This is a genomic window from Methylobacterium sp. 22177, from assembly GCF_052045615.1.
Taxonomy (GTDB): Bacteria; Pseudomonadota; Alphaproteobacteria; order Rhizobiales; family Beijerinckiaceae; genus Methylobacterium; species Methylobacterium radiotolerans.
The window spans coordinates 36,794-59,994 of sequence record NZ_JBQEPK010000027.1 but is presented as its reverse complement, the minus strand read 5'-3'; the positions used below and the strand labels follow the sequence as shown (position 1 = coordinate 59,994).

19 protein-coding genes and 1 tRNA gene are annotated in these 23,201 nt (G+C 71.8%); 12 read left to right on the top strand and 8 right to left on the bottom strand.

Annotation, left to right across the window (positions count from 1 at the left end):
- Positions 1-45: 45 nt before the first annotated feature.
- Positions 46-279 (bottom strand): GcrA family cell cycle regulator, encoded by a 234-nt coding sequence (locus ACTJK8_RS21920; protein WP_020095642.1) that lies wholly within the window; start codon positions 277-279, stop codon positions 46-48.
- Positions 280-690: 411 nt separating this feature from the next.
- Between ACTJK8_RS21920 and sseA the strand changes: the two genes are divergently transcribed.
- Together sseA and ACTJK8_RS21910 are read left to right on the top strand one after the other, a co-directional pair.
- A complete protein-coding gene (gene sseA, locus ACTJK8_RS21915) occupies positions 691-1,536 on the top strand; it encodes a 3-mercaptopyruvate sulfurtransferase (RefSeq protein WP_012320731.1) in 846 nt (281 codons plus the stop codon).
- A gap of 127 nt (positions 1,537-1,663) precedes the next feature.
- Positions 1,664-2,152 (top strand): hypothetical protein, encoded by a 489-nt coding sequence (locus ACTJK8_RS21910; protein WP_012320732.1) that lies wholly within the window; start codon positions 1,664-1,666, stop codon positions 2,150-2,152.
- A 64-nt stretch (positions 2,153-2,216) separates the two neighbouring features.
- Here ACTJK8_RS21910 and ACTJK8_RS21905 read toward each other — a convergent pair whose 3' ends face one another.
- From ACTJK8_RS21905 to ACTJK8_RS21890, 4 genes are read right to left on the bottom strand one after another with little or no spacing between them, the layout of a single operon-like run.
- The gene (locus ACTJK8_RS21905; RefSeq protein WP_012320733.1) at positions 2,217-3,041 is read right to left on the bottom strand and encodes an FTR1 family iron permease; all 825 of its coding nucleotides are present in this window, start codon (positions 3,039-3,041) and stop codon (positions 2,217-2,219) included.
- A gap of 53 nt (positions 3,042-3,094) precedes the next feature.
- Positions 3,095-4,528 carry a 4Fe-4S binding protein gene (locus tag ACTJK8_RS21900; protein ID WP_012320734.1) on the bottom strand — a complete coding sequence of 478 codons (1,434 nt, stop codon included), beginning with the start codon at positions 4,526-4,528 and terminating at the stop codon, positions 3,095-3,097.
- Positions 4,525-4,875, bottom strand: coding sequence for a cupredoxin domain-containing protein (locus ACTJK8_RS21895; RefSeq protein ID WP_440762498.1), 351 nt, complete (start codon positions 4,873-4,875; stop codon positions 4,525-4,527). Before ACTJK8_RS21895 ends, ACTJK8_RS21900 begins: the two co-directional genes overlap by 4 nt.
- A gap of 17 nt (positions 4,876-4,892) precedes the next feature.
- Entirely contained in the window at positions 4,893-5,456 is a 564-nt protein-coding gene (locus ACTJK8_RS21890; protein WP_041372370.1) for an iron transporter, read from the bottom strand.
- Positions 5,457-5,809: 353 nt separating this feature from the next.
- Here ACTJK8_RS21890 and ACTJK8_RS21885 point away from each other — a divergent pair, with 353 nt between their 5' ends.
- Positions 5,810-7,972: a carbohydrate porin gene (locus ACTJK8_RS21885; RefSeq protein WP_440762497.1), complete on the top strand. Its 2,163-nt coding sequence runs from the start codon at positions 5,810-5,812 to the stop codon at positions 7,970-7,972.
- A 34-nt stretch (positions 7,973-8,006) separates the two neighbouring features.
- Here ACTJK8_RS21885 and lipB read toward each other — a convergent pair whose 3' ends face one another.
- The gene (gene lipB, locus ACTJK8_RS21880) at positions 8,007-8,738 is read right to left on the bottom strand and encodes a lipoyl(octanoyl) transferase LipB (protein ID WP_059409481.1); all 732 of its coding nucleotides are present in this window, start codon (positions 8,736-8,738) and stop codon (positions 8,007-8,009) included.
- Between the two features lie 116 nt (positions 8,739-8,854).
- On the opposite strand from lipB, the gene ACTJK8_RS21875 reads away from it, so the two are divergent.
- On the top strand, positions 8,855-9,160 hold the full coding sequence (locus ACTJK8_RS21875) for a FliM/FliN family flagellar motor switch protein (protein ID WP_020095633.1): 306 nt from the start codon (positions 8,855-8,857) through the stop codon (positions 9,158-9,160).
- A 118-nt stretch (positions 9,161-9,278) separates the two neighbouring features.
- Positions 9,279-9,363 (top strand) — tRNA-Leu (locus ACTJK8_RS21870).
- Positions 9,364-9,578: 215 nt separating this feature from the next.
- Here the strand turns inward: ACTJK8_RS21870 and ACTJK8_RS21865 are convergent.
- Positions 9,579-10,556: a helix-turn-helix domain-containing protein gene (locus tag ACTJK8_RS21865; protein WP_059409482.1), complete on the bottom strand. Its 978-nt coding sequence runs from the start codon at positions 10,554-10,556 to the stop codon at positions 9,579-9,581.
- Positions 10,557-11,008: 452 nt separating this feature from the next.
- Here ACTJK8_RS21865 and ACTJK8_RS21860 point away from each other — a divergent pair, with 452 nt between their 5' ends.
- From ACTJK8_RS21860 to ACTJK8_RS21835, 6 genes are all read left to right on the top strand, one after another.
- The gene (locus ACTJK8_RS21860) at positions 11,009-12,952 is read left to right on the top strand and encodes an OPT family oligopeptide transporter (protein ID WP_440762496.1); all 1,944 of its coding nucleotides are present in this window, start codon (positions 11,009-11,011) and stop codon (positions 12,950-12,952) included.
- 266 nt (positions 12,953-13,218) lie between these two features.
- Positions 13,219-14,739 carry a DEAD/DEAH box helicase gene (locus ACTJK8_RS21855; RefSeq protein WP_012320742.1) on the top strand — a complete coding sequence of 507 codons (1,521 nt, stop codon included), beginning with the start codon at positions 13,219-13,221 and terminating at the stop codon, positions 14,737-14,739.
- Between the two features lie 150 nt (positions 14,740-14,889).
- Positions 14,890-15,309: a hypothetical protein gene (locus ACTJK8_RS21850; protein WP_440762495.1), complete on the top strand. Its 420-nt coding sequence runs from the start codon at positions 14,890-14,892 to the stop codon at positions 15,307-15,309.
- A gap of 80 nt (positions 15,310-15,389) precedes the next feature.
- Positions 15,390-15,794, top strand: coding sequence for a FixH family protein (locus ACTJK8_RS21845; RefSeq protein WP_012320744.1), 405 nt, complete (start codon positions 15,390-15,392; stop codon positions 15,792-15,794).
- Positions 15,791-17,287 (top strand): efflux RND transporter periplasmic adaptor subunit, encoded by a 1,497-nt coding sequence (locus ACTJK8_RS21840; RefSeq protein WP_440762494.1) that lies wholly within the window; start codon positions 15,791-15,793, stop codon positions 17,285-17,287. Before ACTJK8_RS21845 ends, ACTJK8_RS21840 begins: the two co-directional genes overlap by 4 nt.
- On the top strand, positions 17,284-20,463 hold the full coding sequence (locus ACTJK8_RS21835; protein ID WP_440762493.1) for an efflux RND transporter permease subunit: 3,180 nt from the start codon (positions 17,284-17,286) through the stop codon (positions 20,461-20,463). Before ACTJK8_RS21840 ends, ACTJK8_RS21835 begins: the two co-directional genes overlap by 4 nt.
- Positions 20,464-20,516: 53 nt before the next feature.
- Here the strand turns inward: ACTJK8_RS21835 and ACTJK8_RS21830 are convergent, their stop codons facing one another.
- On the bottom strand, positions 20,517-22,655 hold the full coding sequence (locus ACTJK8_RS21830; protein WP_024829112.1) for a molybdopterin-containing oxidoreductase family protein: 2,139 nt from the start codon (positions 22,653-22,655) through the stop codon (positions 20,517-20,519).
- Between the two features lie 222 nt (positions 22,656-22,877).
- Between ACTJK8_RS21830 and ACTJK8_RS21825 the strand changes: the two genes are divergently transcribed.
- Positions 22,878-23,063 (top strand): YegP family protein, encoded by a 186-nt coding sequence (locus tag ACTJK8_RS21825; protein WP_012320748.1) that lies wholly within the window; start codon positions 22,878-22,880, stop codon positions 23,061-23,063.
- Positions 23,064-23,201 lie beyond the last annotated feature (138 nt).

The following is a 23,201-nucleotide window of genomic DNA, read 5'->3' as shown; positions in this document are numbered from 1 at the left end:
CGGCATGGTCCAGGGGATACGACAGGGGATACGGCAGGAACTGCCTCAGCGGATGCGGCCGGGGCGGGTCGGCTCGAACACGATGCGGCGGTGATAGGCGCACCAGCTCTTGCCGTCGGACACGGGGGCGCCGCAGCAGACGGCGCGGTCGTTCGGCTCACCGATGATGTACTTGCACACGAAGGCGCCGGACTGAGCGAAGGGCACGCGCAGGTCGGCCGAGGGTTCCTCGACGGTCTCGGCGTCGCCGATCTGGGACATGCGGACGAGTTGATTCATGGTATCGATCGGCTCAATAAGCATCCTGCACGGTGGGTCGGGCGCCCGGGCAGACAGGGAAGGTTTGAACGCATCTCGTTCAGGCGACGGCCCCGTTTCGCGTCCGCGAGCGGAGCGTCCGGGGCGGCCAACACGATGCCGGCCGTACGGCCGACGCGATTGGCGTCATCATGGTGTCGTAACTGGGGTTACGGCTCTTTAAAACAAGACCAGCCTGCGCTGGATGCATCGGACCACGGTGCAGGATGCGTAGCTCCGTGTTCCCACGCGCGCTCGATTGGCATCGGCCGGCATCGGCGCGGCTGACGAATCCGCTCGAACGCCGCCGCCCCGCGGCGGCCCGGACGTGCAACGCGCTGCGACCTGTGGTTCTGTGAGCCCGCAACGCGAACAGAGCCGGATCCGCCGACCATGGCCCAAGCGCCCCTCGTGTCACCCGAATGGCTGCACGACCGCCTCGCGGCCCCCGATATCGTCGTGCTCGACACCTCCTGGTACCTCCCGGCCGCGGGCCGCGATCCCGAGGCCGAGTTCCGCGCGGCCCACATCCCCGGCGCCCGCCGCTTCGATCTCGACGCCATGAGCGACACCGAGTCGAGCCTGCCGCACATGCTCCCGCGGCCCGAGGTGTTCGCGGCGCGGATGCGCGCGCTCGGTATCGGCGACGGCATGCAGATCGTGGTCTACGACGGACAGGGGCTGTTCTCGGCCCCGCGGGTCTGGTGGATGCTCAAGGCCTTCGGCGTGCGCGACGCGCTGGTCCTGGACGGCGGCCTGCCGGCCTGGGTGGCGGCGGGCTACCCGACCGAGGAGGGCGAGCCGCGCCCGCACGAGCGCCGGCACTTCACCGCCCGCCTCGACCACGGCGCCGTGGCGGACGCGGACGACGTCGCTCGGGCCCTCGAGACCGGCTCGGCGCAGGTGGTCGATGCCCGCTCGGGCACGCGGTTCCGCGGCGAGGAGCCGGAGCCCCGCCCCGGTGTCCGGCCGGGGCACATGCCCGGCGCCCGCAACCTGCACTACGCGGCCCTCCAGCGCGACGGCCGGATGAAGAGCCCCGAGGAGCTGCAGGCCGTCTTCGCCGAGAACGGCGTCGATCCGGACCGGCCGATCGTGACCACCTGCGGCTCCGGCGTGACCGCGGCGATCATCGCGCTGGCGCTGGAGACCATGGGCCGCCCCGCCCGGGGCCTCTACGACGGCTCCTGGTCGGAATGGGGCGCCGACCCGGCCCGGGCGGTCGCGACGGGTTCCTGAGAGGCAGCCTCCCGAACCGGCCCGGCGGCCCGTCCGCTCGGGGCTGGTCACGCGTCGCCTTGAATGCTCCGTGATCGATTTCGATATATCGAATGCGCCTGCGGTTGGGCGCTCTACGGAGAAAATCATGCCGCTTCACGACACCACCGCCTTCTCGGGCACCGTCGGGCACGTCTTCGCCCATCGCTTCACCGTCGAGGCCGACGGTGAGACCCATCTCGCCGACCTCGGCCCGAAGGGCGTGGCCGCCTTCCCGATCGCGCACGGGCTGCGGGTGACGCTCGAGGGCGAACGCCGTCCCTCCGAGATCAAGGTCACGCGGATCTCGGCGGAGGGCCGGGATCCTGTGGAGATCCATCACAAGAAGCCCCACCACCCACACGGGCCGAAACGGGCGGAGGCGCGGGCGGAGGCCTCGGCCGATCCCGCGCGCGCTCTCGCGGCGGTCGCCTCCGCGGGCTGGGCGGTCATGGACGCGCCGCGGCGCAAGCCGAAGCATTTCGAGGTCCTGGGTCGCCGACCCGACGGGGCGGCAACGGAGCTGCACGTCGATTTCGCCGGCACGATCTACCGGGAGAAACCGGCCGATCCCACCAAGTGGACTGCGCAGGGCTGAGGACGGCCACACGGTTTCCTCCGCCGCGCCGACGGTCGGTGCGGCGGAGGTCGCTTGACGTTCCCTACGCCGCCCGCACCGCGCGGCGCTTGTCGGTGGCGCTCCACTGCATCAGGCCGACCATGACCGCGATGGTGGCGATGTAGACCAGCCCCTGGAGGGCGGTCGGCCGGTCGGTGTAGCCGACCAGCGCGTGCAGGACGCGGCCCGGCCAGGAATTCTCGGCGATCACGGCGGAGCTGTTCCAGAGGGTGTGGCCGAGGACGTCCACCACACCGGCATTGGCCAGGAACTGCGCCGCCTGCGCGGCGAGGCCGGCCGCGAGGAAGATGATCAGGACACTGGTCACCGAGAAGACGTAGCGGCTCGGGATCGAGGCGAGCCCGAGATAGGTCACGGCCGAGAGGAGCGCGCCCGCACCGATGCCGGCGACCGCCCCGAACTGGATGTCCGCGCCCGAGGTGCCCGAGGCCACGAGGCCGTAGAGGAACAGGACCAGCTCGGCCCCCTCGCGCAGGATCGCGGCGCCGATCACGATCGACAGGGCCGCCGCCTCCCGCTCGCCCGAGCGCACGGCCGCACCGGCGGCGCGCAACTCGCCGGCCAGCTCCTTGCCGTGCTTGCTCATCCAGGTGTTGTGCCAGATCAGCAGCAGCACGGCGACGATCAGGACCGCGGCGTTCAGGATGTCCTGCCCGCTACCCTCGAAGGCGTCGGAGATCTTCTCGGCGAACAGGGCCACCAGCGCGGCGCCCGCGAGGCCGCCGGCGATGCCGAGCAGGACCCAGCGCATCCGGCCCGGAATGCCGCGGGTCGCCGCCAGCACGATGGAGATGATGAGGCCCGCCTCGATGACTTCGCGGAAGGCGATGACGAAGGCGCCGATCATGGCGGTCTCCAGAAGTTGTGAGGTCGTGTGACGCGAGGCGCGCGAACCGCGCGCTACCAGATCCAGAACAGGAGCACCCAGTTGGCCACCGAGAGGGCGGCCGCGCCGGCGATGCAGGCCGAGGCCGCCACCCGGCGCAGGCCGCCGGCGTCGAGACCCGCCACCCGCCAAGCCAGCCAGACGCTCCACAGGCTCGCGCCGGCCAGCAGGCCCGCGCGGATCTCCGCCACGTAGGGGATCACGATGCCGTCGCCGCGCAGGAACGTCACGGTGAGCGCCGACAAGCCCAGGAAGACGCCGCAGCCCGCCACCGGGATCAGCGTCTGGGTCAGGTGGTGGAAGCGCCGGAGCGACCAGCCCCCGAGGCTCAGGGTCGCGAGCGCCACGATCCCCGACAGGGCGAGCCCGAGCACGACTGTGGCGGCGCCGATGTAGGCCAGCAGCAGCCCGCCGTCGAGGAGCGTCATGACGTCGTTGCGGTCGGGATAGTTCGTCAGCACGAACCAGGGCGCCGAGTGCTCCAGCGGCCACGTCGTCCCGCGCTCGATGAGCCACGTGGCCGCCCACTGCTTGGCATCGACGTACCAGGGGCTCGAGGACCACTGGAAGGCGCCCACCGCCAGCGCCAGCATGCCGAACAGGATCAGCATGGTCTGGTCGAGGCTCGGCTCCGCGCCGGCCACGTGGACGATCTCGTGGTTGGGCGAGCGCAGGGCGAGGTGCACGGCGCCGCGATGGCCGCTGCAGCGCCCGCACATGTGGCAGGCGCCCGCGCCGCGCATGGTCTTCACCGGCACGAGGGGCGCGCAGTTGAAGGCCTCGGTGCCGCCGACCGGCTTGGGTGAGGCCGCCCAGGCGGCGCGGTCGACCTGGAAGCTCACCGGCGCGAGCTTCGACAGCACCGCGAAGACGCCGTTGACCGGGCAGAGGTAGCGGCACCAGACCCGCTTGTTGCGCCCGTACAGCAGGCCGACCACGATCGCCGCCAGCGTCGAGCCGCCGAGCACCGCGAGCACCGGCTTCGGGTAGCCGTAGACGCTGGTCATCTGGCCGTAGACGGTGGTGCCCGCGAAGGCCACGAACGGCCAGCCCTGCCAGGTGATCCAGCGCGGCACGGCGTAGCCGCGGCTCCAGCGGCTCGCGAACTCGCTCAGCGCGCCCTCCGGGCAGAGCACGCCGCACCAGGCCCGCCCGACCAGCACCATGCTGACCAGCACGAACGGCCACCAGATCCCCCAGAAGGCGAACTGGGCGGCCAGCGTCAGGTTGGTCCAGATGTGGGCGGCATTGTCGGGCAGCGGCAGCAGGGCCGGGACGATCACCAGCACCGCGTAGACCGCGACGATCAGCCACTGCACGGACCGGATGATCCAGCCGTACCGGCGCAGCACGTCGCCGAACCGCGCGAGCCGCGCGTCGACCGCGGACCGGCGCGGCGTGACGCCGGCCAGGGCCAGGGAGCCGGGCGCTGTCGTGGACGCGCTCATTTGGCCACCAGGGTCGCCTTCGCTTCCGGGTGGAAATCGTCGAACACCTGGTAGGTGCCGGCATCGAGGGTGCGGAACACGATCGCCGAGGTCGAGCCCGCGGCCAGCGCCTTCTCGCGCCGGAGTTCCGTGCTCTCGAACTCCACCGGCGTCTGGCCGGTGTTCGAGATCTCGAGCTTGAACCGGGTGTTGGCCGGAACCTCGATCACCGTCGGGATGATCACGCCGTCGCGCATCTCCACCTTGATGACCGGCATGTCGTCGGCCCGCGCCGGCGCGGAGGCCGACGCGGCGGCGACCAGCAGCAGCGGGATGACTCGGACGAGGGAGCGCGGCAAGCGGGACACGGTCAGCTCCAGCACTCTCAGTAGGCGCCCTTCTTGCCGACGCCCGCGAAGGTGAAGTCCTGGGTGATCTCGAAGGGCTCGAACCAGGGGCCGACACCCGTCTCCTTGTCGACGTGGCGGCCGAAATGGCTGTCCTTGCCCGGGGGCGCGACAGTGACCTTGAGACGGTAGCGACCGGGGCCGAACAGCTTGACGTTGTCGCCGTAATGCGGCCCGTCATTGGCCACCATCGGCATCAGCATGCCCGAAACCGTCTGGTCGGTGGGCTTGTCGCCGTCGAGCTTCACCGCCTCGAACCGGACGTCGAGTGCCGGAACCCAGTCCCCCTCGGCGAAGCCGTTGCGGTTGTCCTTGGCGGCGCGGATATCGGTCTCGAGGTGGATGTCCGACTTGGCGGCCTCGCGCATCATGCCGGGCGGATCCATCTCGATCGGCTGGAGATAGACGGCGGCGACCTCGAGGCCGTTCCGCGTCACGTGCGGCCCGATCGGCACCTCCTTGGCCGTCGCGGCGCCCGCGAACGCGAGGAGCGAGGCCGCGGCGAGGCCGCGGAGAACCGGGATGATGTGCGACGCGTGCATGCGACCGCACATAATCCACCCCGCCCGAAGTTCAAACCGGAATCGCACGAGCATCAAATAATAACAATTCTAATCTGGGACGTCGTCGAGTCGGCACGACCGTATTCACACGTCTTCCCGAGAGATCGACACCCTCATTACGCGATCTCACGCAGATATTCGCCCAAAAATCTTGCACTGGATCTTGACGGAGCCGGCCCAGCCAGGCTCGTCATGCCAGTGCCATGCAGCGAACCGAGAATGTGGGGCGGGACGGCCACGATCTGCGCGACGCCCTGTGACTGGACTGCGCGGTGCGGCTTGCGCGACACCGGATCCCGTTTAAGCAAGTGCTATACTTTTCTGTGAGTCGGATGAGAACCCGTTCCGTGCCCCTGGTCCGCACCGCGGCGCTTGTCCTGACCGCGCCCCTCCTCGCGCCCGTCGCGGCACGGGCGGCCGACCTGTTCGCCCCGCGCCCAACCGCCCAGGCGCCGGCCTACACCGACTGGTCGGGGGGCTATGTCGGCCTGGAGGGGAGCGCCGGCGGCTCCTACGGCGCCTACAGTTTCGGCCCCACGACGATCGGCGGCCGGCCGGTCCCGCCGTTCAAGAGCGGCGATTCCACGGGCCGCAGCGATCAGGGCAAGAACGCCACGACGGCAACCGGCGGCCTGTTCGGCGGCTGGAACTGGCAGGCCGGGCCGTGGGTCTACGGCATCGAGGCCAGTCTCGACGCGGCGAATCTGAAGCGGCCGGTCCCCTCGACCATCGCGGGCTTCGGCTACGCGGACGCGACGCCGGCCTTCAACATCGTGCGCGCCAAGACCGACCTCTACGGCGCCCTCCGTGCCCGGCTGGGCTACAGCTTCGACCGCTACCTGATCTACGGCACCTTCGGGCTCGCGGGGGCGAACGCGCGCATCCTGGCGAACTATCCGGACCTCGACGCGGGCGGGCAGACCGCGGCGCGGCGGGACCTCGACGCGGGCGGGCAGACCGCGGCGCGGCGGGACCTCGACTATGTCGGCTTCACCCTCGGCGCGGGCGTGCAGTACGCCATCACCGACAGCCTCGCCCTGGGGATCGACTACCGCTACATCGATCTCGGCGGCAGCCGGCGCTTCCCGCTGGGCGCTGTGCCCGGCGACGCGGGCGGGCCGGTCACGACCCGGGCGAGCTTCAACTCCAACCAGCTGTTCGCGCGGCTGATGTGGTTCCCGGACGGCCTGAAGGTCCCGCCGGACCCGGACGAGACCGCCCCGCACGACCCCGACAACGGCGATACCGGCCGCTTCTCGCTGCACGGCCAGACGACGCTGATCGCGCAGGGCGTGCCCGGCTTCCGCTCGCCCTACGAGGGCGCGCAGAGCCTGATCCCCCACCAGGCCCGGCAGACCACCACGGCCACGATCTTCCTCGGGCTCAAGCTCACCGACAGCACCGAGGTCTACTACAACCCCGAGTTCAGCCAGGGCTTCGGCCTGTCGCGGACGCTGGGCGTCGCCGGCTTCGTCAACGGCGAGGCGCAGAAGGCCGGCGCCCCCTTCCCGAAGCTGCGCTCGAACCGCTACTACGTGAAGCAGACCTTCGGGCTGGGCGGCGAGACCGTGGAGGTGCCGGACGGCCCGAACCAGGTGGCCACCCGCTACGACGCCGAGCGGATCACGCTGATCGCCGGCAAGTTCGCGCTGGGCGACTTCTTCGACGGCAACATCTACGCGCACGATCCGCGCGTGGACTTCTTCAACTGGTCGCTCTGGGGCTCGTCGGCCTGGGACTTCCCGGCCAATCTCCCGGGCTTCACGCAGGGCGTCTACGCCGAGTACAACCGGCCGGAATTCGCGATCCGCGCCGCCTACACGCAGGTGCCCAAGGAGCCGTCGAGCGACGTGCTCGACCCGCGGGTGTTCCGGCGCGCCGGGCTGAACGTCGAGTTCGAGGAGCGCCACGTCCTCCCGTGGCTGGAGCAGCCCGGCAAGATCCGCATCGGGCTGTTCTCGAATGTCGGCGTCTCGGCCAACAACCGCGACGTGGTCACCCTGACGCAGCTCGGCCTGTTCGACGACATCAATGACGCCGTCGCGGCGACCCGGCGGCCCCGCCGCAAGACCGGCGGCTACATCAACCTGGAGCAGGCGCTGACGCCCGAACTCGGGCTGTTCGCCCGGGCGAGCCTGAACGACGGGCGCACCGAGAACATCTCCTTCACCGACATCGACCAGAGCTTCTCCGGGGGCCTGTCGCTGAAGGGCAAGGCCTGGGACCGGCCCGACGACACGGTCGGCATCGGCGCCGCGATGAACGGGCTCTCGCCGTCGCACCGGGCCGCCTTCGCGGCCGGCTATCTCGGCCTGCTGATCGGGGACGGGCGCCTCAAATACGGCACCGAGCGCGCGCTGGAGACCTACTACGCCCTGAACCTCACGAAGTTCGTCACCCTGACCTTCGACTACCAGTTCATCGACAATCCCGGATACAACCGCGACCGCGGCCCGGCACACTTCTTCGCCTCGCGACTGCACGCGGATTTCTGATCGGCGCGGCCGGAGGCTTCGGCGGCGCGCCCGATCAGAAATCCGCCTCGATCGCGGTCGCACCGAAAATGTCCTCGAAGGCGGCGCGGAGCTGCATGTCGACCTCGGCCATGCTCACCGGCAGGCCCAGATCGACCAGACTCGTCACGCCGTGCTCCCGGACGCCGCACGGCACGATGCCGTCGAAATGCGCGAGGTCGGGCTCCACGTTCAGGCTGACGCCGTGGAAGCTGACCCAGCGGCGGACCCGGATGCCGATCGCCGCGATCTTGTCCTCGACGCCGGGCCCCTTCTCGGGTCGGTGCACCCAGACCCCGACCCGGTCCTCGCGGCGCTCGGCGCGGACGTTGAAGGCGGCCAGGGTCTCGATCAGCCACGCCTCCAGGCTCGCCACGTAGGCGCGCAGGTCGCGGCTGCGCCGGTCGAGGTCGAGCATCACGTAGGCCACCCGCTGGCCGGGGCCGTGATAGGTGTACTGCCCGCCCCGCCCCGTCGCGTGGACCGGGAAGCGGTCCGGCGCCACGAGATCCTCGGGCCGGGCCGACGTGCCCGCGGTGTAGAGCGGCGGGTGCTCCAGCAGCCAGACGCATTCGGGCGCCGCGCCGCGGGCGATCGCCTCCGCGCGCGCCTCCATCCAGGCGAGGGCGGCCGCGTACTCCACCGGCGCGTCGCTCACGCGCCAGCCCACCGGGCCGGCGACCGGGTCGGTGCCGGGCCGCTTCGGGAACGCGTGCGGGCTGACCGTGAGGCGGGGCGCGTTTACCAAGAGTTCACCATCCTGCGTCGATGGTCGAAGCCTTCAACACCCGCGGCCGGCGGTTGCAAGGGCTTGCTGCGAAGGCTTGCCCGGACCGGACCGGCGGCGAGACGGGATGGCGGGCGGTGGCGGTCTTCGAGACCCTGAAGGTCGATCTGACGGTGGTGCTGGGCCGCGCCCGCATGCCGCTGCACATGCTTCTGCGCATGGGCCGCGGCGCCGTGATCGAGCTGGAGGCCAGCGACAGCGACATGGTCGAGATCCTGGCCAACGACCACCCGATCGCGCGCGGGCAGATCGTGGTGACGGGCGACCGCATCTCCGTGGAGGTGACCGAGCTGATCCGCAAGGCGGCCTCGATCGTCGAGCCGGGCGTCAGCATCGGCGACGGTGCGGCGCCATTCTTGGAGGGCGGCTACGATTCCCCGTGAGTGCGCTTGTCGGCGGCCGGACGATCTGTTATCCGCTGCGCCGCGCGACACGAAAGCGGCCCCGGGTTCTCCCGCGGGGTGCGACGGTCGGGCAACCGGACCGATCTTCGCGTCCGATGCGGCCATGGCGGAATTGGTAGACGCGCTAGCTTGAGGTGCTAGTCCCGCGAGGGGTGGAGGTTCGAGTCCTCTTGGCCGCACCACATTGTTTCGGTTGCCCGGATCTGCGGCAGCCCGGATGTGGTGCAAGACAGGGCGGTACGCCGCCGATCACGACGCAGCATCATCTGAACGGACGCGCAGGGTCGGGGCTGAAGTCCCGCTCGCGCGGCGGCGCCTTCGCCGGATCGGCGGAGTCGCGAGGCCGGCCCGCGCGCCGGGGCGGGGCAGGATCGGCCGAGGCCGTCCACCGTCGCGGTCAGCGAACCGACGGAGCGCCGGAGGCCCGCAGCACGGCCGCATCCCTGTACTCGCGCGGCGTCAGGCCGTGGCAATCCTTGAACCGGCGGGAGAAGTGCGCTTGGCTCGTGAATCCGCAGCCATAGGCGAGCATCCCGATCGACAGCTGCAGGCAGGCCGGGTCCGCCAGGCGCTTGGCCGCCGCCGCCAGCCGGCGTTCCCAGATCCAGTCTGAGATGTGCTGGCCGCGCTCGTGGAACAGCTCCTGGAGGCGGCGCAGCGAGACGCCCATGACGGCCGCGAGCTGCGGCGGGTCGAGGCCCGGGTCGCCCAGATGAGCTTCGACATACGCCTTGGCGCGCTGAACGACGACGCTGCCGTGGATGGGCCGGGGCACGTCCTGCGCGAGCCGCTCGGCGAGGCTCGCCACGATCAGGTCGACTCCGATCGCCGACATGCGCTCGGCGGCGTCGGGCGTGAGCTGGTGACGCACCCGGATCAACTCCTGGATGAAGCGGGTCGCCAGCGTGGCCGAGGCGAGTTCCGCCCCGACCGACAGGCCAGTGTAGAGCCGCGTCGAGCCGAGCGCGCCCTCCAGGCGCTCCCGTGGCAGCTCCAGGAACAGGGCTTGGCTGTCCCTGTGGGTCGTCAGTACGGAGGGGCGGTGGTCGAGCACCAGCATGTCGCCGGGCCGCTGCACCGCCTCCCGGCCGTCCTGAACGCTCGTCGACAGGCCCGCGAGCTTGAACAGCACCACGACCATCCCGGCCCTGTCGTGGCGCCGGGCCGCGCTGGGCGTCGTCTCGCACTTCAGCGCGCTCTGCGTCAGGCGGGAGACGTGCAGCGCGCCGATCTCGGCGATGTCGAGCTTGCCCCGGAACGGTCCGTCGTCGAGGCGCTCGACCTCGATCGGCACGAGCCGCTCCCCCAGGAGGTCCCGCCACAGCCTGAACCCGTTCCTCGGGTGTAGCCCTTCCGTCGAGAACACAGTCTGCATGGGCAACATCTGGAGTCGCCGCCGCGATATCGGCCGGCCGCGCAGCGGTGACTCGGCCCGATCGCTAAGTATATTTCCATACATTCTCACGATCGAACGAGACATAAATACCGTCAATTCTGAAAAAATCAGGGCTTTCCGCGCAAAACAGAGGCCTTCATCAGTCACAGCGCCGAGAAAGGCTCGGCCCGGCAACGTCCGGAAGACGGCACCAGCGTGGACCGGTGGTCGAACCGGGTTCTCGGGAAATCCTCGGCGCGTCGGGCGCACCGCCGCCGGACGGCGACGGACAGCCAGGCAATGCCGGGCCGCGGCGCGGCCGGGATCCTTGACCGGGACGCGGCTTTGCCCGCCGCGCGGCTTCGGATACCGGCGGCTGATCGTGGGCGCGGCTGTCTTTTCTCCGGTCCTGTTCCTAGACTGGTCCGGTCCCGCAGCCGGGTCCGGTCCGCATGTCCAGCGTCCCCCAGCCCGCCGAACTGACGCTGCGCGGCATCGCCCTCGGCGGCGCGATCACGCTGATCTTCACCGCCGCCAACGTCTATCTCGGCCTCAAGGTCGGCCTGACCTTCGCCACCTCGATTCCCGCCGCCGTCATCTCCATGGCGATCCTGCGGCGCCTGCCCGGCGCCACGGTCCTGGAGAACAACATCGTCCAGACCGTCGCTTCCGCGGCCGGCACCCTGTCGGCGATCATCTTCGTGCTGCCCGGTCTGGTGATGATCGGCTGGTGGCAGGGCTTTCCGTGGCTCACCACCGCGGGCATCACCGCGACGGGGGGGATCCTCGGCGTGATGTTCTCCGTGCTCCTGCGCCGCGCCCTCGTGGTCGAGGCCGACCTGCCCTTTCCCGAGGGCCGGGCCGCCGCCGAGGTGCTGGCGGTGGGCTCCGGCAGCCGTGCCGGGGAAGCCGACAGCGCCCGCGGCCTGCGGCTCCTCGCGTGGAACGGCCTCGTCTCGGCGGCCTTCGCGGCGCTGGCCCAGACCCGGCTCGTCCTCGACAGCGCCGGCACGTGGTTCCGGGTCGGCGCGGGCGCCACCGGGATCGCCGGCAACCTGTCCTTCGCGCTGATCGGCGTCGGCCACCTCGTCGGGCCCTCGGTCGGGGCCGCGATGGCCCTGGGGCTGGCGATCGCCTGGGGCGGCCTCATCCCGCTGCTGACCGCCGCGCAGCCGATGCCGGGCGCCGGCCTGGAGGCCTGGGTCGGCGCGGTGTTCCGCCAGGACGTGCGCTTCTTCGGCGCCGGCGTGATGGGCGTCGCGGCGGTCTGGACCCTGGTGCGGATCGCCGCTCCGGTACTCGGCGGCATCCGCTCGGCGCTGGCGGCCGGGCGCGCCCGCGCGGCCGGCGCGGCGCTCGCCGTCGCGGAGCGCGACCTGCCGGTCGCCGCAGTGGTGCTGGTCTCCCTGGCCCTGCTCGCGCCGATCGGCTGGCTGCTGTGGACCGTGCTGGCCGGGACGCCGCTGGAAGGCGAGGCCCTCCCGCTGATCGCCGGCGCCCTGCTGTTCATCCTCGTGATCGGCCTCTGCGTCGCCGCCGTGACCGGCTACATGGCCGGGCTGATCGGCGCCTCGAACTCTCCCCTGTCGGGCGTCGGAATCCTCGCCGTGCTGGCGAGCGCGGCCCTTCTCCTGGGGCTGTTCGGCCGCGGGACCGATCCGGAGGGCACCCGGGCGCTGGTCGCCTACGCCCTGGCGGTCACCGGGATCGTGTTCGGCGTCGCCACCATCGCCAACGACAACCTGCAGGATCTCAAGACCGGGCAGCTCGTCGGCGCGACGCCCTGGAAGCAGCAGGTCGCCCTGGTCATCGGCGTGGCCTTCGGCTCCGTCATCATCCCACCGGTGCTGAACCTCCTCGGCACCAGCTTCGGCTTCGCGGGCGCGCCCGGGGCGGGCCCGAACGCCCTCGCGGCACCGCAGGCCGGGCTGATCTCGGCACTGGCCCGGGGCGTCCTGACCGGCGATGCCAACTGGCGGATGCTGGCCTGGGGCGCCGTCGCCGGCCTCGGCCTCGTCGGCCTGGACGCGGCTCTCGGGCGCCTGAATGTCCTGCGCCTGCCGCCGCTGGCCGTCGCCCTCGGGATCTACCTGCCGATGAAGCTGGTCCTGCCGCTGGTGGCGGGCGCCGCGATCGGCACGTTCTACGACCGCTGGGCCCGGGGGCGGCCCGATCCGGAGCTGGCCCTGCGCATGGGCACGCTCACCGCGACCGGCTCGATCGTCGGCGAGAGCCTGTGGGGCGTCGCCTTCGCGCTGATCGTCTACCTGTCGGGCAGCGACGCGCCCCTGGCGCTGCCCGGTTCGGAGGCGCAGGGCCCCGCGCTGCTCGCCGGCCTCGCGCTGTTCGCCGGCGCGACGGCGGCCCTGTACCGGACCGCGCGGCGCTCGGCCTGACCGGGCCGCAACCCGGCCCTGCATTGACTTCGCAGCCGCACACACGCATATCGGCGGCGCAGCGTCAGCGGCCGTCATGGCCCGCTTGAGGGGGCTGCGTGACGGATCGGGCGCCACCCGGCGTGATCCGGCCCCCCTCTTCATAACGTGCATGCACCCGGGCCGCCCCATCACGCGGGCTGCCCCCTGCCAACGGACCGGCTTCAACACGGCACCGCGCGCGAGACGCGAGGCGCCCGGCCGGCCCTGCTGCATCGGATACATCCTTGACCCAATTCACCGATTTCGGCCTCGCCCAGCCCGTGCTGCGGGCGCTCAGCGAGGCCGGCTACGTCGCGCCGACCCCGATCCAGGCCCAGGCGATCCCGCCGGCCATGGAGGGCCGCGACCTCTGCGGCATTGCCCAGACCGGCACCGGCAAGACCGCGGCCTTCGCGCTGCCGATCCTGCACCGCCTCTCGCTCTCGGACCGCCGCGCCCCGCGCCGCGGCTGCCGGGTGCTGGTGCTCTCGCCGACCCGCGAGCTCGCCAATCAGATCGCCGAATCGTTCACCGATTACGGCCGGCACCTGTCCTACACCACGACGGTGGTGTTCGGCGGCGTCACCATCAGCCGCCAGGAGCGCGCGCTGGCGCCGGGCGTCGACATCCTCGTCGCGACCCCGGGCCGGCTGATCGACCTCGTCGACCGCCGCTCGCTGACCCTGGAGGGCGTCGAGATCCTCGTCCTCGACGAGGCCGACCAGATGCTCGACCTCGGCTTCATCCACGCCCTCAAGCGCATCGTGAAGATGCTGCCCGAGAAGCGCCAGAGCCTGTTCTTCTCGGCCACCATGCCGAAGAACATCGCCGGCCTCGCGGCGCAGTACCTGACCGACCCGGTCCAGGTCGCGGTGACCCCCGTCGCCACCACGGCCGAGCGAGTCGAGCAGGAGGTGATCTTCGTCCATACCGGCGCCAAGCAGGCGCTGCTCGGTCACATCCTGCGCGATCCGGCGATCGAGCGCGTGCTCGTCTTCACCCGCACCAAGCACGGGGCGGACCGGGTCGTGCGCGGGCTCGACAAGGTCGGCATCGCGGCGGCCGCGATCCACGGCAACAAGAGCCAGCCGCAGCGCGAGCGGGCGCTGGCCGCCTTCAAGGACGGCTCCTGCCGGGTCCTGGTCGCCACCGACATCGCCGCCCGCGGCATCGACGTCGAGGGCGTGAGCCACGTGGTCAATTTCGACCTGCCGAACGTGCCGGAGAGCTACGTCCACCGGATCGGCCGCACCGCCCGCGCCGGCGCCGACGGCCTCGCCATCTCGTTCTGCAACGACGAGGAGAAGGCCTACCTGCGCGACATCGAGCGCGTGACCCGGCAGAAGGTCCCGGTGGCGGGCTTCCCCGAGGGCTTCACCCCGCCGTCCCGCCAGGAGGCGGCCGAGATCGCCCGGGAGGAGGAGCGCCGGCCCGAGCGTCCGCAGCAGCGCCCCGGCGGCGGCCGCCAGGGCCAGCGGCCCCGGCAGCAGCAGGGCCGTCCCCAGCAGGGTCGTCCCCAGCAGGGCCGGCCCGAGGGCGGCCGCGGCTTCGGCGGTCCAGGCCAGGGCGCACCCCGGCAGGGTCGGCCCCAGGACGGCCGCGACGCACGCGCGGACCGGCCCGCCCGCCCGCAGGGCGAGCGCCCGAACCAGGGCCGCCCGAACCGAGACGGGCGTCCCCAGCGCGCCGAGGCCCGTCCGCGCAGCGGCGGCGGTGGCGGCGAGGGGCGCAGCATCGGCTGGCTGGAGCGGGCGCCCCGTTCCTGAGTGACGATCACGCCGCCCGGGACGGAAACGTCCCGGGCGGCCTCGTTTCCGGTGAGCGCTCAGGCGATCACCCGCCGATGGAGCGGCGCGCCCTCATCGCGGGTCGAGCCCGCACTTCCGCTCCCGCCCGGAATTTGGCATCCTGACGCCGTGAACCCCTGGTCGGCCCTTCGGCGCCTGTTACCGCTCCTCGCGGTGATCAGCCTCGCCCTGACGCCGGTGACCGCGCCCGCGGCCATCGCGGGCCCGCACGCGCCGATGGCGGCGCCGGCCCACGGCCACATGGACCACCACCACGCCGGCGCGCCGGAGGTGGCCGCCGCGGAGTCCGGCGATTCCGGCACGATCGCGGACATGGACGCCATGCCGTGCTGCCCGAAGCCGGCCAAACCTGACTGTGTCAAGGGTTGCCCGCTGATGGCGCTCTGCCTGGCGGGCCTGGCCTCGCTCCTCCCGGCCGCGATCGCCCTCCCCGTACCGACCGCGCGCGGTCTGAGCACCCGCTGGCCCGAGGCCGCGGCCTTCGCCAGCCGGCCGGGAGCCCCGCTGCCCGAGCCTCCCCGGGCCTGAACCCGATGCCGCCGGCGCGCGCGCCGGCACGGTGACGCGCGTCCGCGCGCACCTCCCATCGCGTTCAGGAGACAAAACCCGTGATCAAGCTTCCCCTCGCGCGCGCCGCCGCGGCCGCGCTGCTCGGCGCCGTCCTGTCGGTCCCGGCCCTGCCGGCGCGCGCCGACGTCAAGGATTACCGCTTCGAACTCGTGCAGCCCGACGCCAAGGTCGGCGAGGCGATCCTCGCCGTCCGGCTCGTCGACCGGCGGACCGGCAAGCCGGTGCCCGACGCCGTGGTCTTCGCCAAGCGCCTCGACATGGCGCCCGACGCCATGGAGGAGATGGCCACCAAGGTCGAGCAGCTGCCGTCCACCGAGCCCGGGATCTACCGCTTCAAGGCCAAGCTCTCGATGCAGGGCCGCTGGCGCCTGTCGCTCGCCGCGAAGGTCCAGGGTGAGACCGGCACGGTCGACGACCAGCTGATCGTCCAGGCCGCCAAGTGAGCCGCACCGCCTGGTTCGCCGGGGCCCTCGCCGCGCTCGCGGCGGGGGGTATCGGCTACGGCGCGGGGCACGGGGGCGACCCCGTGCCGGCGCTGGTCGCGGCCGCCCGGACGCGGTTCGCCGCGTGGCGGCCGAGCGGTCCGGCCCCGTCCGTCCCGGCCCCATCCGTCCCGGCGCCGAATGCGGCGGCGACCGGCCCGGTGGTCTACTACCGGGATCCGGACGGGAAGCCGGTCTACTCGCTGGCGCCGATGATGACCGCGGACGGGCGCGAGTTCCGGCCGGTGCGCGCCAGCGAGGACGTCCGCTTCGATCTCCCGGACGACGTTCCCGGCCCCGACACGGCCGGCGCGGAGGCCGCCGGCCACCGGCCCGATTCCGGCATGCGCGCGATCCTCTACTACCGCAACCCGATGGGCCTGCCGGACACGTCGCCGGTGCCGAAGAAGGACTCGATGGGGATGGACTACATCCCCGTCTACGCCGACGCGGAGGCGGGCGGCCCGGTCGTGACGGTCCCGGCCGGCCGGATCCAGCGCACCGGCGTGCGGATCGCGACCGCCGAGCGGCGGGTGGTGGCGCAGCCGGTGCGCGTGCCCGGCACGCTGGCCCTCGACGAGCGCCGCGTCACCGTCGTGGCGACGCGCTCCGACGCCTATGTCGACCGGGTCGAGAGCGTCACGACCGGGGACCGGGTCCGCCGCGGCCAGCCCCTGGTCCACATCTACGCGCCGGAGATCAACGCGGCCGCGGCCCAGCTCATCGCCAATCCCGGCTTCGACGGCGCCCGCCGGCGGCTGCAGAACCTCAACGTCTCCGCGGACGTCATCGACGCGATGGAGCGCACCCGCACGGTGCCGATGGCCATCACGTGGGCCTCGCCCCGGGACGGCCTCGTCCTGCAGCGGAACGCCGTGGAGGGCATGAAGGCCGCGGCCGGCGACACGCTGTTCCGCATCGCCGACATCGCGGTGCTGTGGGTGCTGGCCGACGTGCCCGAGCGCGACCTCGCGGGGATCCGAGTCGGCCAGGTCGCGACCGTGCGCCCGCGCTCCGCGCCGGGCCGGACCGTCACCGGCCGGGTGGCGGTGATCTACCCGCAGGTGAATCCCGAGACCCGCGCCACCCGGGTGCGGATCGAGCTGCCGAACCCGGACGGCGCGCTCCTGCCCGACATGTACGCCGACGTCGCGATCGCCACGGGGAGCGCCGAGCCGGTGGTGGCGGTCCCGGACGACGCCGTCCTCGACACCGGCACGCGCCAGGTCGTGCTGCTCGAGCGCGGCGAGGGCCGCTTCGAGCCGCGGGCCGTGACCCTCGGCGCGCGGGGTGAGGGCTTCACCGAGATCCGCGCCGGCCTCGCGGCCGGCGACCGGGTGGTCACGGCGGCGAACTTCCTGATCGACGCCGAGAGCAACCTGAAGGCGGCACTTCAGAGCCTTGCCCCGCCGCGGGACGACCGGCAGGCCGCCCGTGCGGGAGATGCCCCGTGATCGCCCGCCTCATAGACTGGTCGGCCCGCAACCTGGTCCTGGTGCTGGTCGGGACAGCGCTGGCGGTCGGCGCCGGCCTCGTGGCCCTCCGGACGCTGCCGCTGGACGCCATCCCCGACCTCTCGGACGTGCAGGCCATCGTCTACACCGAGTATCCCGGCCAGGCGCCGCAGGTGGTGGAGGACCAAGTCACCTACCCGCTCACCACCGCCATGCTGACGGTGCCGCGGGCCAAGGTGGTGCGGGGCTTCTCGTTCTTCGGCGTCTCCTTCGTCTACGTCATCTTCGAGGACGGCACCGACCCGTACTGGGGCCGCTCCCGGGTGCTGGAATACCTCAGCGGCGCGGCGCGCCGCCTGCCGCAAGGCGTGACGCCGACGCTGGGCCCCGACGCCACCGGCGTCGGCTGGGTCTACCAGTACGTCGTGGTCGCGCGGGAGCGGACGCTGGCGGAACTCCGCTCGCTGCAGGACTGGGTGATCCGCTTCGCGGCCTCGCGCGCGGAGGGCGTCGCGGAGGTCGCGGGCGTCGGCGGCTTCGTGAAGCAGTACAACGTGGTCGTCGACCCGAACCGGCTGCGCGCCCAGGGCATCACCCTCGCGGCGCTCCGGGACGCGATCCGGGCGAGCAACGCCGATGTCGGCGGCCGCACGGTCGAGCTCTCCGAGTTCGAGTTCATGGTGCGGGGCCGCGGCTACCTGCGCGGCGTCGCCGACATCGAGAACATCGTCCTGAAGAGTGCGGCGGGCACGCCGCTGCGGGTGCGGGACGTGGCCCGCGTCGAGCTCGGGCCCGACGAGCGGCGCGGCATCGCCGAGATGAACGGCGACGGCGAGGTCGCCGGCGGCATCGTGATCCAGCGCTTCGGCGCCAACGCCCTGTCGGTCATCGACAGCGTGAAGGCGAAGCTCGCCGACGTGGCCCGGAGCCTCCCGGCCGGCACCGAGATCCTGCCGGTCTACGACCGCTCCCGGCTGATCGAGGCCGCCATCGACACCCTCCGGCACACCCTGGTGGAGGAGAGCCTCGTCGTCTCCCTGGTCTGCGTCGTGTTCCTGCTGCACGTGCGCAGCGCCCTCGTCGCCATCCTGATGCTGCCGGTGGGAATTCTGATGGCGCTCGCCGGCATGAAGGCCCTGGGCCTCGGCGCCAACATCATGAGCCTGGGCGGCATCGCCATCGCGGTCGGCGCCATGATCGACGCCGCCATCGTGATGATCGAGAACGCCCACAAGCACCTGGAGCGGGCGCCCCCCGGGAGCGACCGGGTCGCGATCCTGATCGCGGCGGCCGCCGAGGTCGGGCCGTCCCTGTTCTTCTCGCTCCTGGTGATCACGGTCAGCTTCCTGCCGATCTTCACCCTGGAGAGCCAGGAGGGCCGCCTGTTCGGGCCGCTCGCCTACACCAAGACCTTCGCGATGGCGGCGGCCGCCCTGCTGTCGGTGACGCTGGTGCCGGCCCTGATGGTGCTGTGCGTGCGCGGGCGGATCGTCCCCGAGCACCGCAACCCGCTGAACCGGCTCCTCGTCGGGATCTACCGTCCGGTGATCGCCGCCGTGCTGCGGGCCCGGGTCCCGACGATCCTGCTCGCCGCCGGCCTCCTGGCCGCGACCGCGTGGCCGGCCCGGCAGCTCGGCTCGGAGTTCATGCCGGACCTCGACGAGGGCAGCCTGCTCTACATGCCGACGACGCTGCCGGGGATCTCAGTGACGCAGGCCGGCGCGCTGCTCGCCACCCAGGACCGGATCATCAAGAGCTTCCCGGAGGTGGCCTCCGTCTACGGCAAGGCCGGCCGGGCGGCCACGGCGACCGACCCGGCGCCGATGGAGATGTTCGAGACGGTCATCGCCCTGAAGCCGAAGGCGGAGTGGCGGCCGGGAGTCACGCTCGCCGGCCTCAAGGCCGAGATGGACGCGGCGCTGCAGTTCCCGGGCGTGTCGAACGCCTGGACGCAGCCGATCCGCGCCCGCATCGACATGCTGGCGACCGGCATCCGCACGCCGGTGGGCGTGAAGGTGCTGGGCACCGACCTCATGGCGATGGAGGGGGTGGCCCGGCAGGTCGAGAGCGCGCTCCGGACCGTGGCCGGCACGTCGAGCGCCTACGCCGAGCGGGTGATCGGCGGCTACTTCCTCGACATCACCCCGGACCGGGAGGCGCTCGGGCGCTACGGCCTGCGGGTCGGGGACGTCCAGGACGTGATCGCCACCGCGCTCGGCGGCCAGAGCGTCACCGAGACCGTCGAGGGCCGCGAGCGCTACACGGTCAATGTCCGCTACCCGCGGGCCTTCCGCTCGGACCCGGCCGCCATCGCCGACACGGTGCAGGTGCCGCTTCCGGCGGGCGGGACCGTGCCCCTGCGCGAGGTCGCGGCCGTGGCGCTGGCCCGCGGGCCGACGGCGATCCGCACCGAGAACGGACAGCTCGCGGTCTACATCTACGTCGACATCGCCGGCCGGGACCTCGGCGGCTACGTCGCGGCGGCGCGGCAGGCCGTGGCCGACGCGGTGACGCTGCCGGCCGGCACCACCCTCCAGTGGAGCGGACAGTACGAATCCCTGGAACGGGCCGAGGCGCGCCTCGCGATCGTCGTCCCGCTGACGCTGCTGCTCGTGTTCCTGCTCCTCTACCTGAACTTCCGGCGGCTCACCGAGACCCTCATCGTCATGCTGTCCCTGCCCTTCGCGCTGGTCGGCGGGGTCTGGCTGCTCTGGTGGATGGGCTTCAACCTGTCGGTTGCGGTGGCGGTGGGCTTCATCGCGCTGGCCGGCGTCGCCGCCGAGACCGGGGTGATCATGCTGGTCTATCTCGACCACGCCCTCGACGCGGCGCGGGCCGCGTGCGACCGGGCGGGGCGGCCCCTGACCCGCGCGGATCTGCGGGCGGCCATCATGGTCGGCGCGGTCGAGCGGGTGCGGCCCAAGATGATGACGGTCGTGGCGATCATGGCGGGACTGCTGCCGATCCTCTGGAGCCAGGGGGCAGGCTCGGAGGTGATGCAGCGGATCGCGGTGCCGATGATCGGCGGAATGGTCTCGTCGACCCTCCTGACCCTGATCGTCATCCCGGCGGTCTACGCCCTGGTGAAGGGCTGGGGCCTGCCGGCAGCCGGAGGGGACATCCGGCCGGCGGCGCGGCCCCGCCGGCGGCGGAGCGCCGACAGCGCCGCCGGCTGACCGGGCGACCGTGCGAGCGCGGCGACCGGGAGCGGGTCGCCGCGCCGCGCCGATCAGTTCGCCCGCGAGACCTCGACGAGGTTGTCGGAGAACGACGGCGCGTGGCCCATGTCGGTGAAGGCCGCCGACGAGATGCTGTTCACCGTCCCCTCGTTGAGCTGGCGCCAGTAGCCCAGCGTCGCCACCACGACGCCGTGCGTGACGTCGTCGGTCACGCGCGCGACGCCCTTGAAGGCGCCGCGGGCGTTGGCGACCTGGACGCGGTCGCCGTCGACGATGCCGCGGGCCGACGCGTCGGCCGGGCTGATCATCACGAACTGCTCGCCCTGACCCTTCTGCTTGTCCTCCATGTTGGCGTAGCAGGAATTCAGGAAGTAGTGGCTCTTGGGCGAGACGATGTTGAGCGGGTAGCGCTTGGCCAGCTCGGGATCGTTCGCGTGCGATTCCCGCGCGCCGACGTAATCGGGCAGCGGGTCGAGGGGCTCGCCCGGCTGGAAGCCCTCGTACATCTGCCGGAACGGCGGCGCGACGAAGTTCGTGGCGCCCTCGATCTTGAGCATGCACTTGCCGGTATCGGTCGGGAAGTTGCCGTCGCGGTGCGGAGCGCGGTCGTCCGGCGTGCCGACCTTGAGCCGGGCGAAACCGTGCGCGCGCATGTACTGGAGGTCGATGCCCGCGCAGGCCGGCGACGACCAGTCGACGTAGTGCTCCAGGCACTCCGCGTCGGTCCACTTGAAGTTCTCCTCCTCGAAGCCGAGCCGCGCGGCGAGGCGGCGGAAGATCTCGTTGTTGGGGATCGCCTCGCCGGGCGCCTCCGCGCACTTGGTGTTGTAGGTCAGGTAGAGGTGGCCCCAGGACAGGATCATGTCCTCCATCTCGGCGCCCATCGCGGCCGGCAGGAGGATGTCGGCGTAGGCGGCCGTGTCGGAGATGAAGTGCTCGGCCGAGACCATGAACAGGTCCTCGCGCATCAGGCCCTCGACGATCTTGTCGGTCTCGGGCGCCTGCGTGACCGGGTTCGAGTTCCAGCACATCATCGACATGATCGGCGGGTCGAGCTTCAGCTCGCCGGTCAGCGCCCGGCCGATCTGGAGGTTCGAGACGACCCGGGTCCCTTCCGGGATCAGGTCGGGCCGGCACATCACGTCGAACTTGTAGGGATGCTCCCAGACCGGGAACTGGGTGACGCCGCCGCCGACGTGGCGCCACGCGCCGGTGAGCGCCGGGATGCAGGTCACCGCCCGGATGGTCTGGCCGCCGCCGTAGTGCCGCTCCAGCGCTACGCCCATGCGGATGCCCACCGGCTGCTCGGTCGCCATCTCGTAGGCGAGCTTGCGGATATCCTCGGCGGGGACGCCGGTGATCTCCGCGGCCCATTCCGGCGTGCGCGGGGCCGCCCGCTCCTTCAGGTCGGCGAAGCCGATCGTGTGGTTGTCGACGTAGTCCTGGTCGACGAGGCCCTGCGCGATGATGGAGTTGATCAGCGCCATGGCGAGCGCGCCGTCGGTGCCCGGCCTCGGCGCGATGTGCCAGTCCGCGGCCTTCGCGGTGCGCGAGGCGTAGGCGTCGATGACGACGACCTTCGCGCCCTTCTTCTGGGCGTCCTTCACGATCGCCCAGTGGTGCAGATTGGTGCTGACCGAGTTGCAGGCCCAGATCACGATGTACTTGGAGTGGATGTAGCTCTCGGGATCGAGGCCGGCCGTCGGCCCGACGGTGAGGAGCCAGGCCGTGCACGAGCCCTCGCCGCAGAACGTCCGCTCGGTCACGGTGGCGCCCAGGCGGTTGAAGAAGGCGTCGCCGCCGTTCAGACCGTGCACGAGGCCCTGGTTGCCGAGGTAGCTGTAGGGCGCGATGGCCTGCGGCCCGTACCGGTCGATGATCGCCGTCCAGCGGTCGACGATCGTGTCGAGCGCCTCGTCCCAGGTGATCCGCTCGAACTGCTTGGAGCCCTTCGGGCCGACGCGCTTCATCGGGTAGAGCACCCGGTCCGGGTGGTAGTGGCGCTTCTCGTAATCCTTCAGCTTCACGCAGAGACCGCCGCGGGTCATCGGGTGGTCCGGGTTGCCGCGCACGCTCAGGAGCTCGCCGCCCTTCACCTCGAAGAGCATCGAGCAGGTGTCGGGGCAATCGTGCGGGCAGGCGCCGTAGAAGACCTCCGAGTAGGCCTCGGGCTGGACGATCTCGTTCATGCTCTCTCCCTCATCGGCCGCAGGCGTCCCGTTATTGTTCAGGCGTCCCGGCTCCCGGCGGGAGAAGCGTACAACGAGAGGAAGAAAAGTTCTAATTCGAGTCGCGGGGCCCCGATCGCGCGGGCCGCGGGATGATCCCGCGGCCCTGAGCCGTCATGGCCGCGCCTTCCCTTGCGCGCGCCCGCACCCATCTGAAGGGCGGACGAAGCGGGGACCTGCAGCATGCGGTTCGAACTCTACCGGGACGCCAAGGGCGAGTGGCGCTGGCGCCTGCGGGCGCGCAACGGCGAGGTGATCGCCGAGTCGGGCGAGGGCTATGTCCGCCGCGAGGATTGCGAGCACGGCATCGCCCTGGTGCGCCAGAGCGCCGAGGCGCGCATTGAGGACATGACGACGAAGATCGCCTGACCGCGCGTCTCAACCCGCGGTCAACCCTGTCCGAAACGTCGCAGCGGTTAAGCTGCAACGCTTCCGCTCGCCCGTGCGTTGCAGCGGTTCGGACCGGGCGGAGGGCCCTCGCTTCCCGTGCGGTTCGTCGACCAGGAC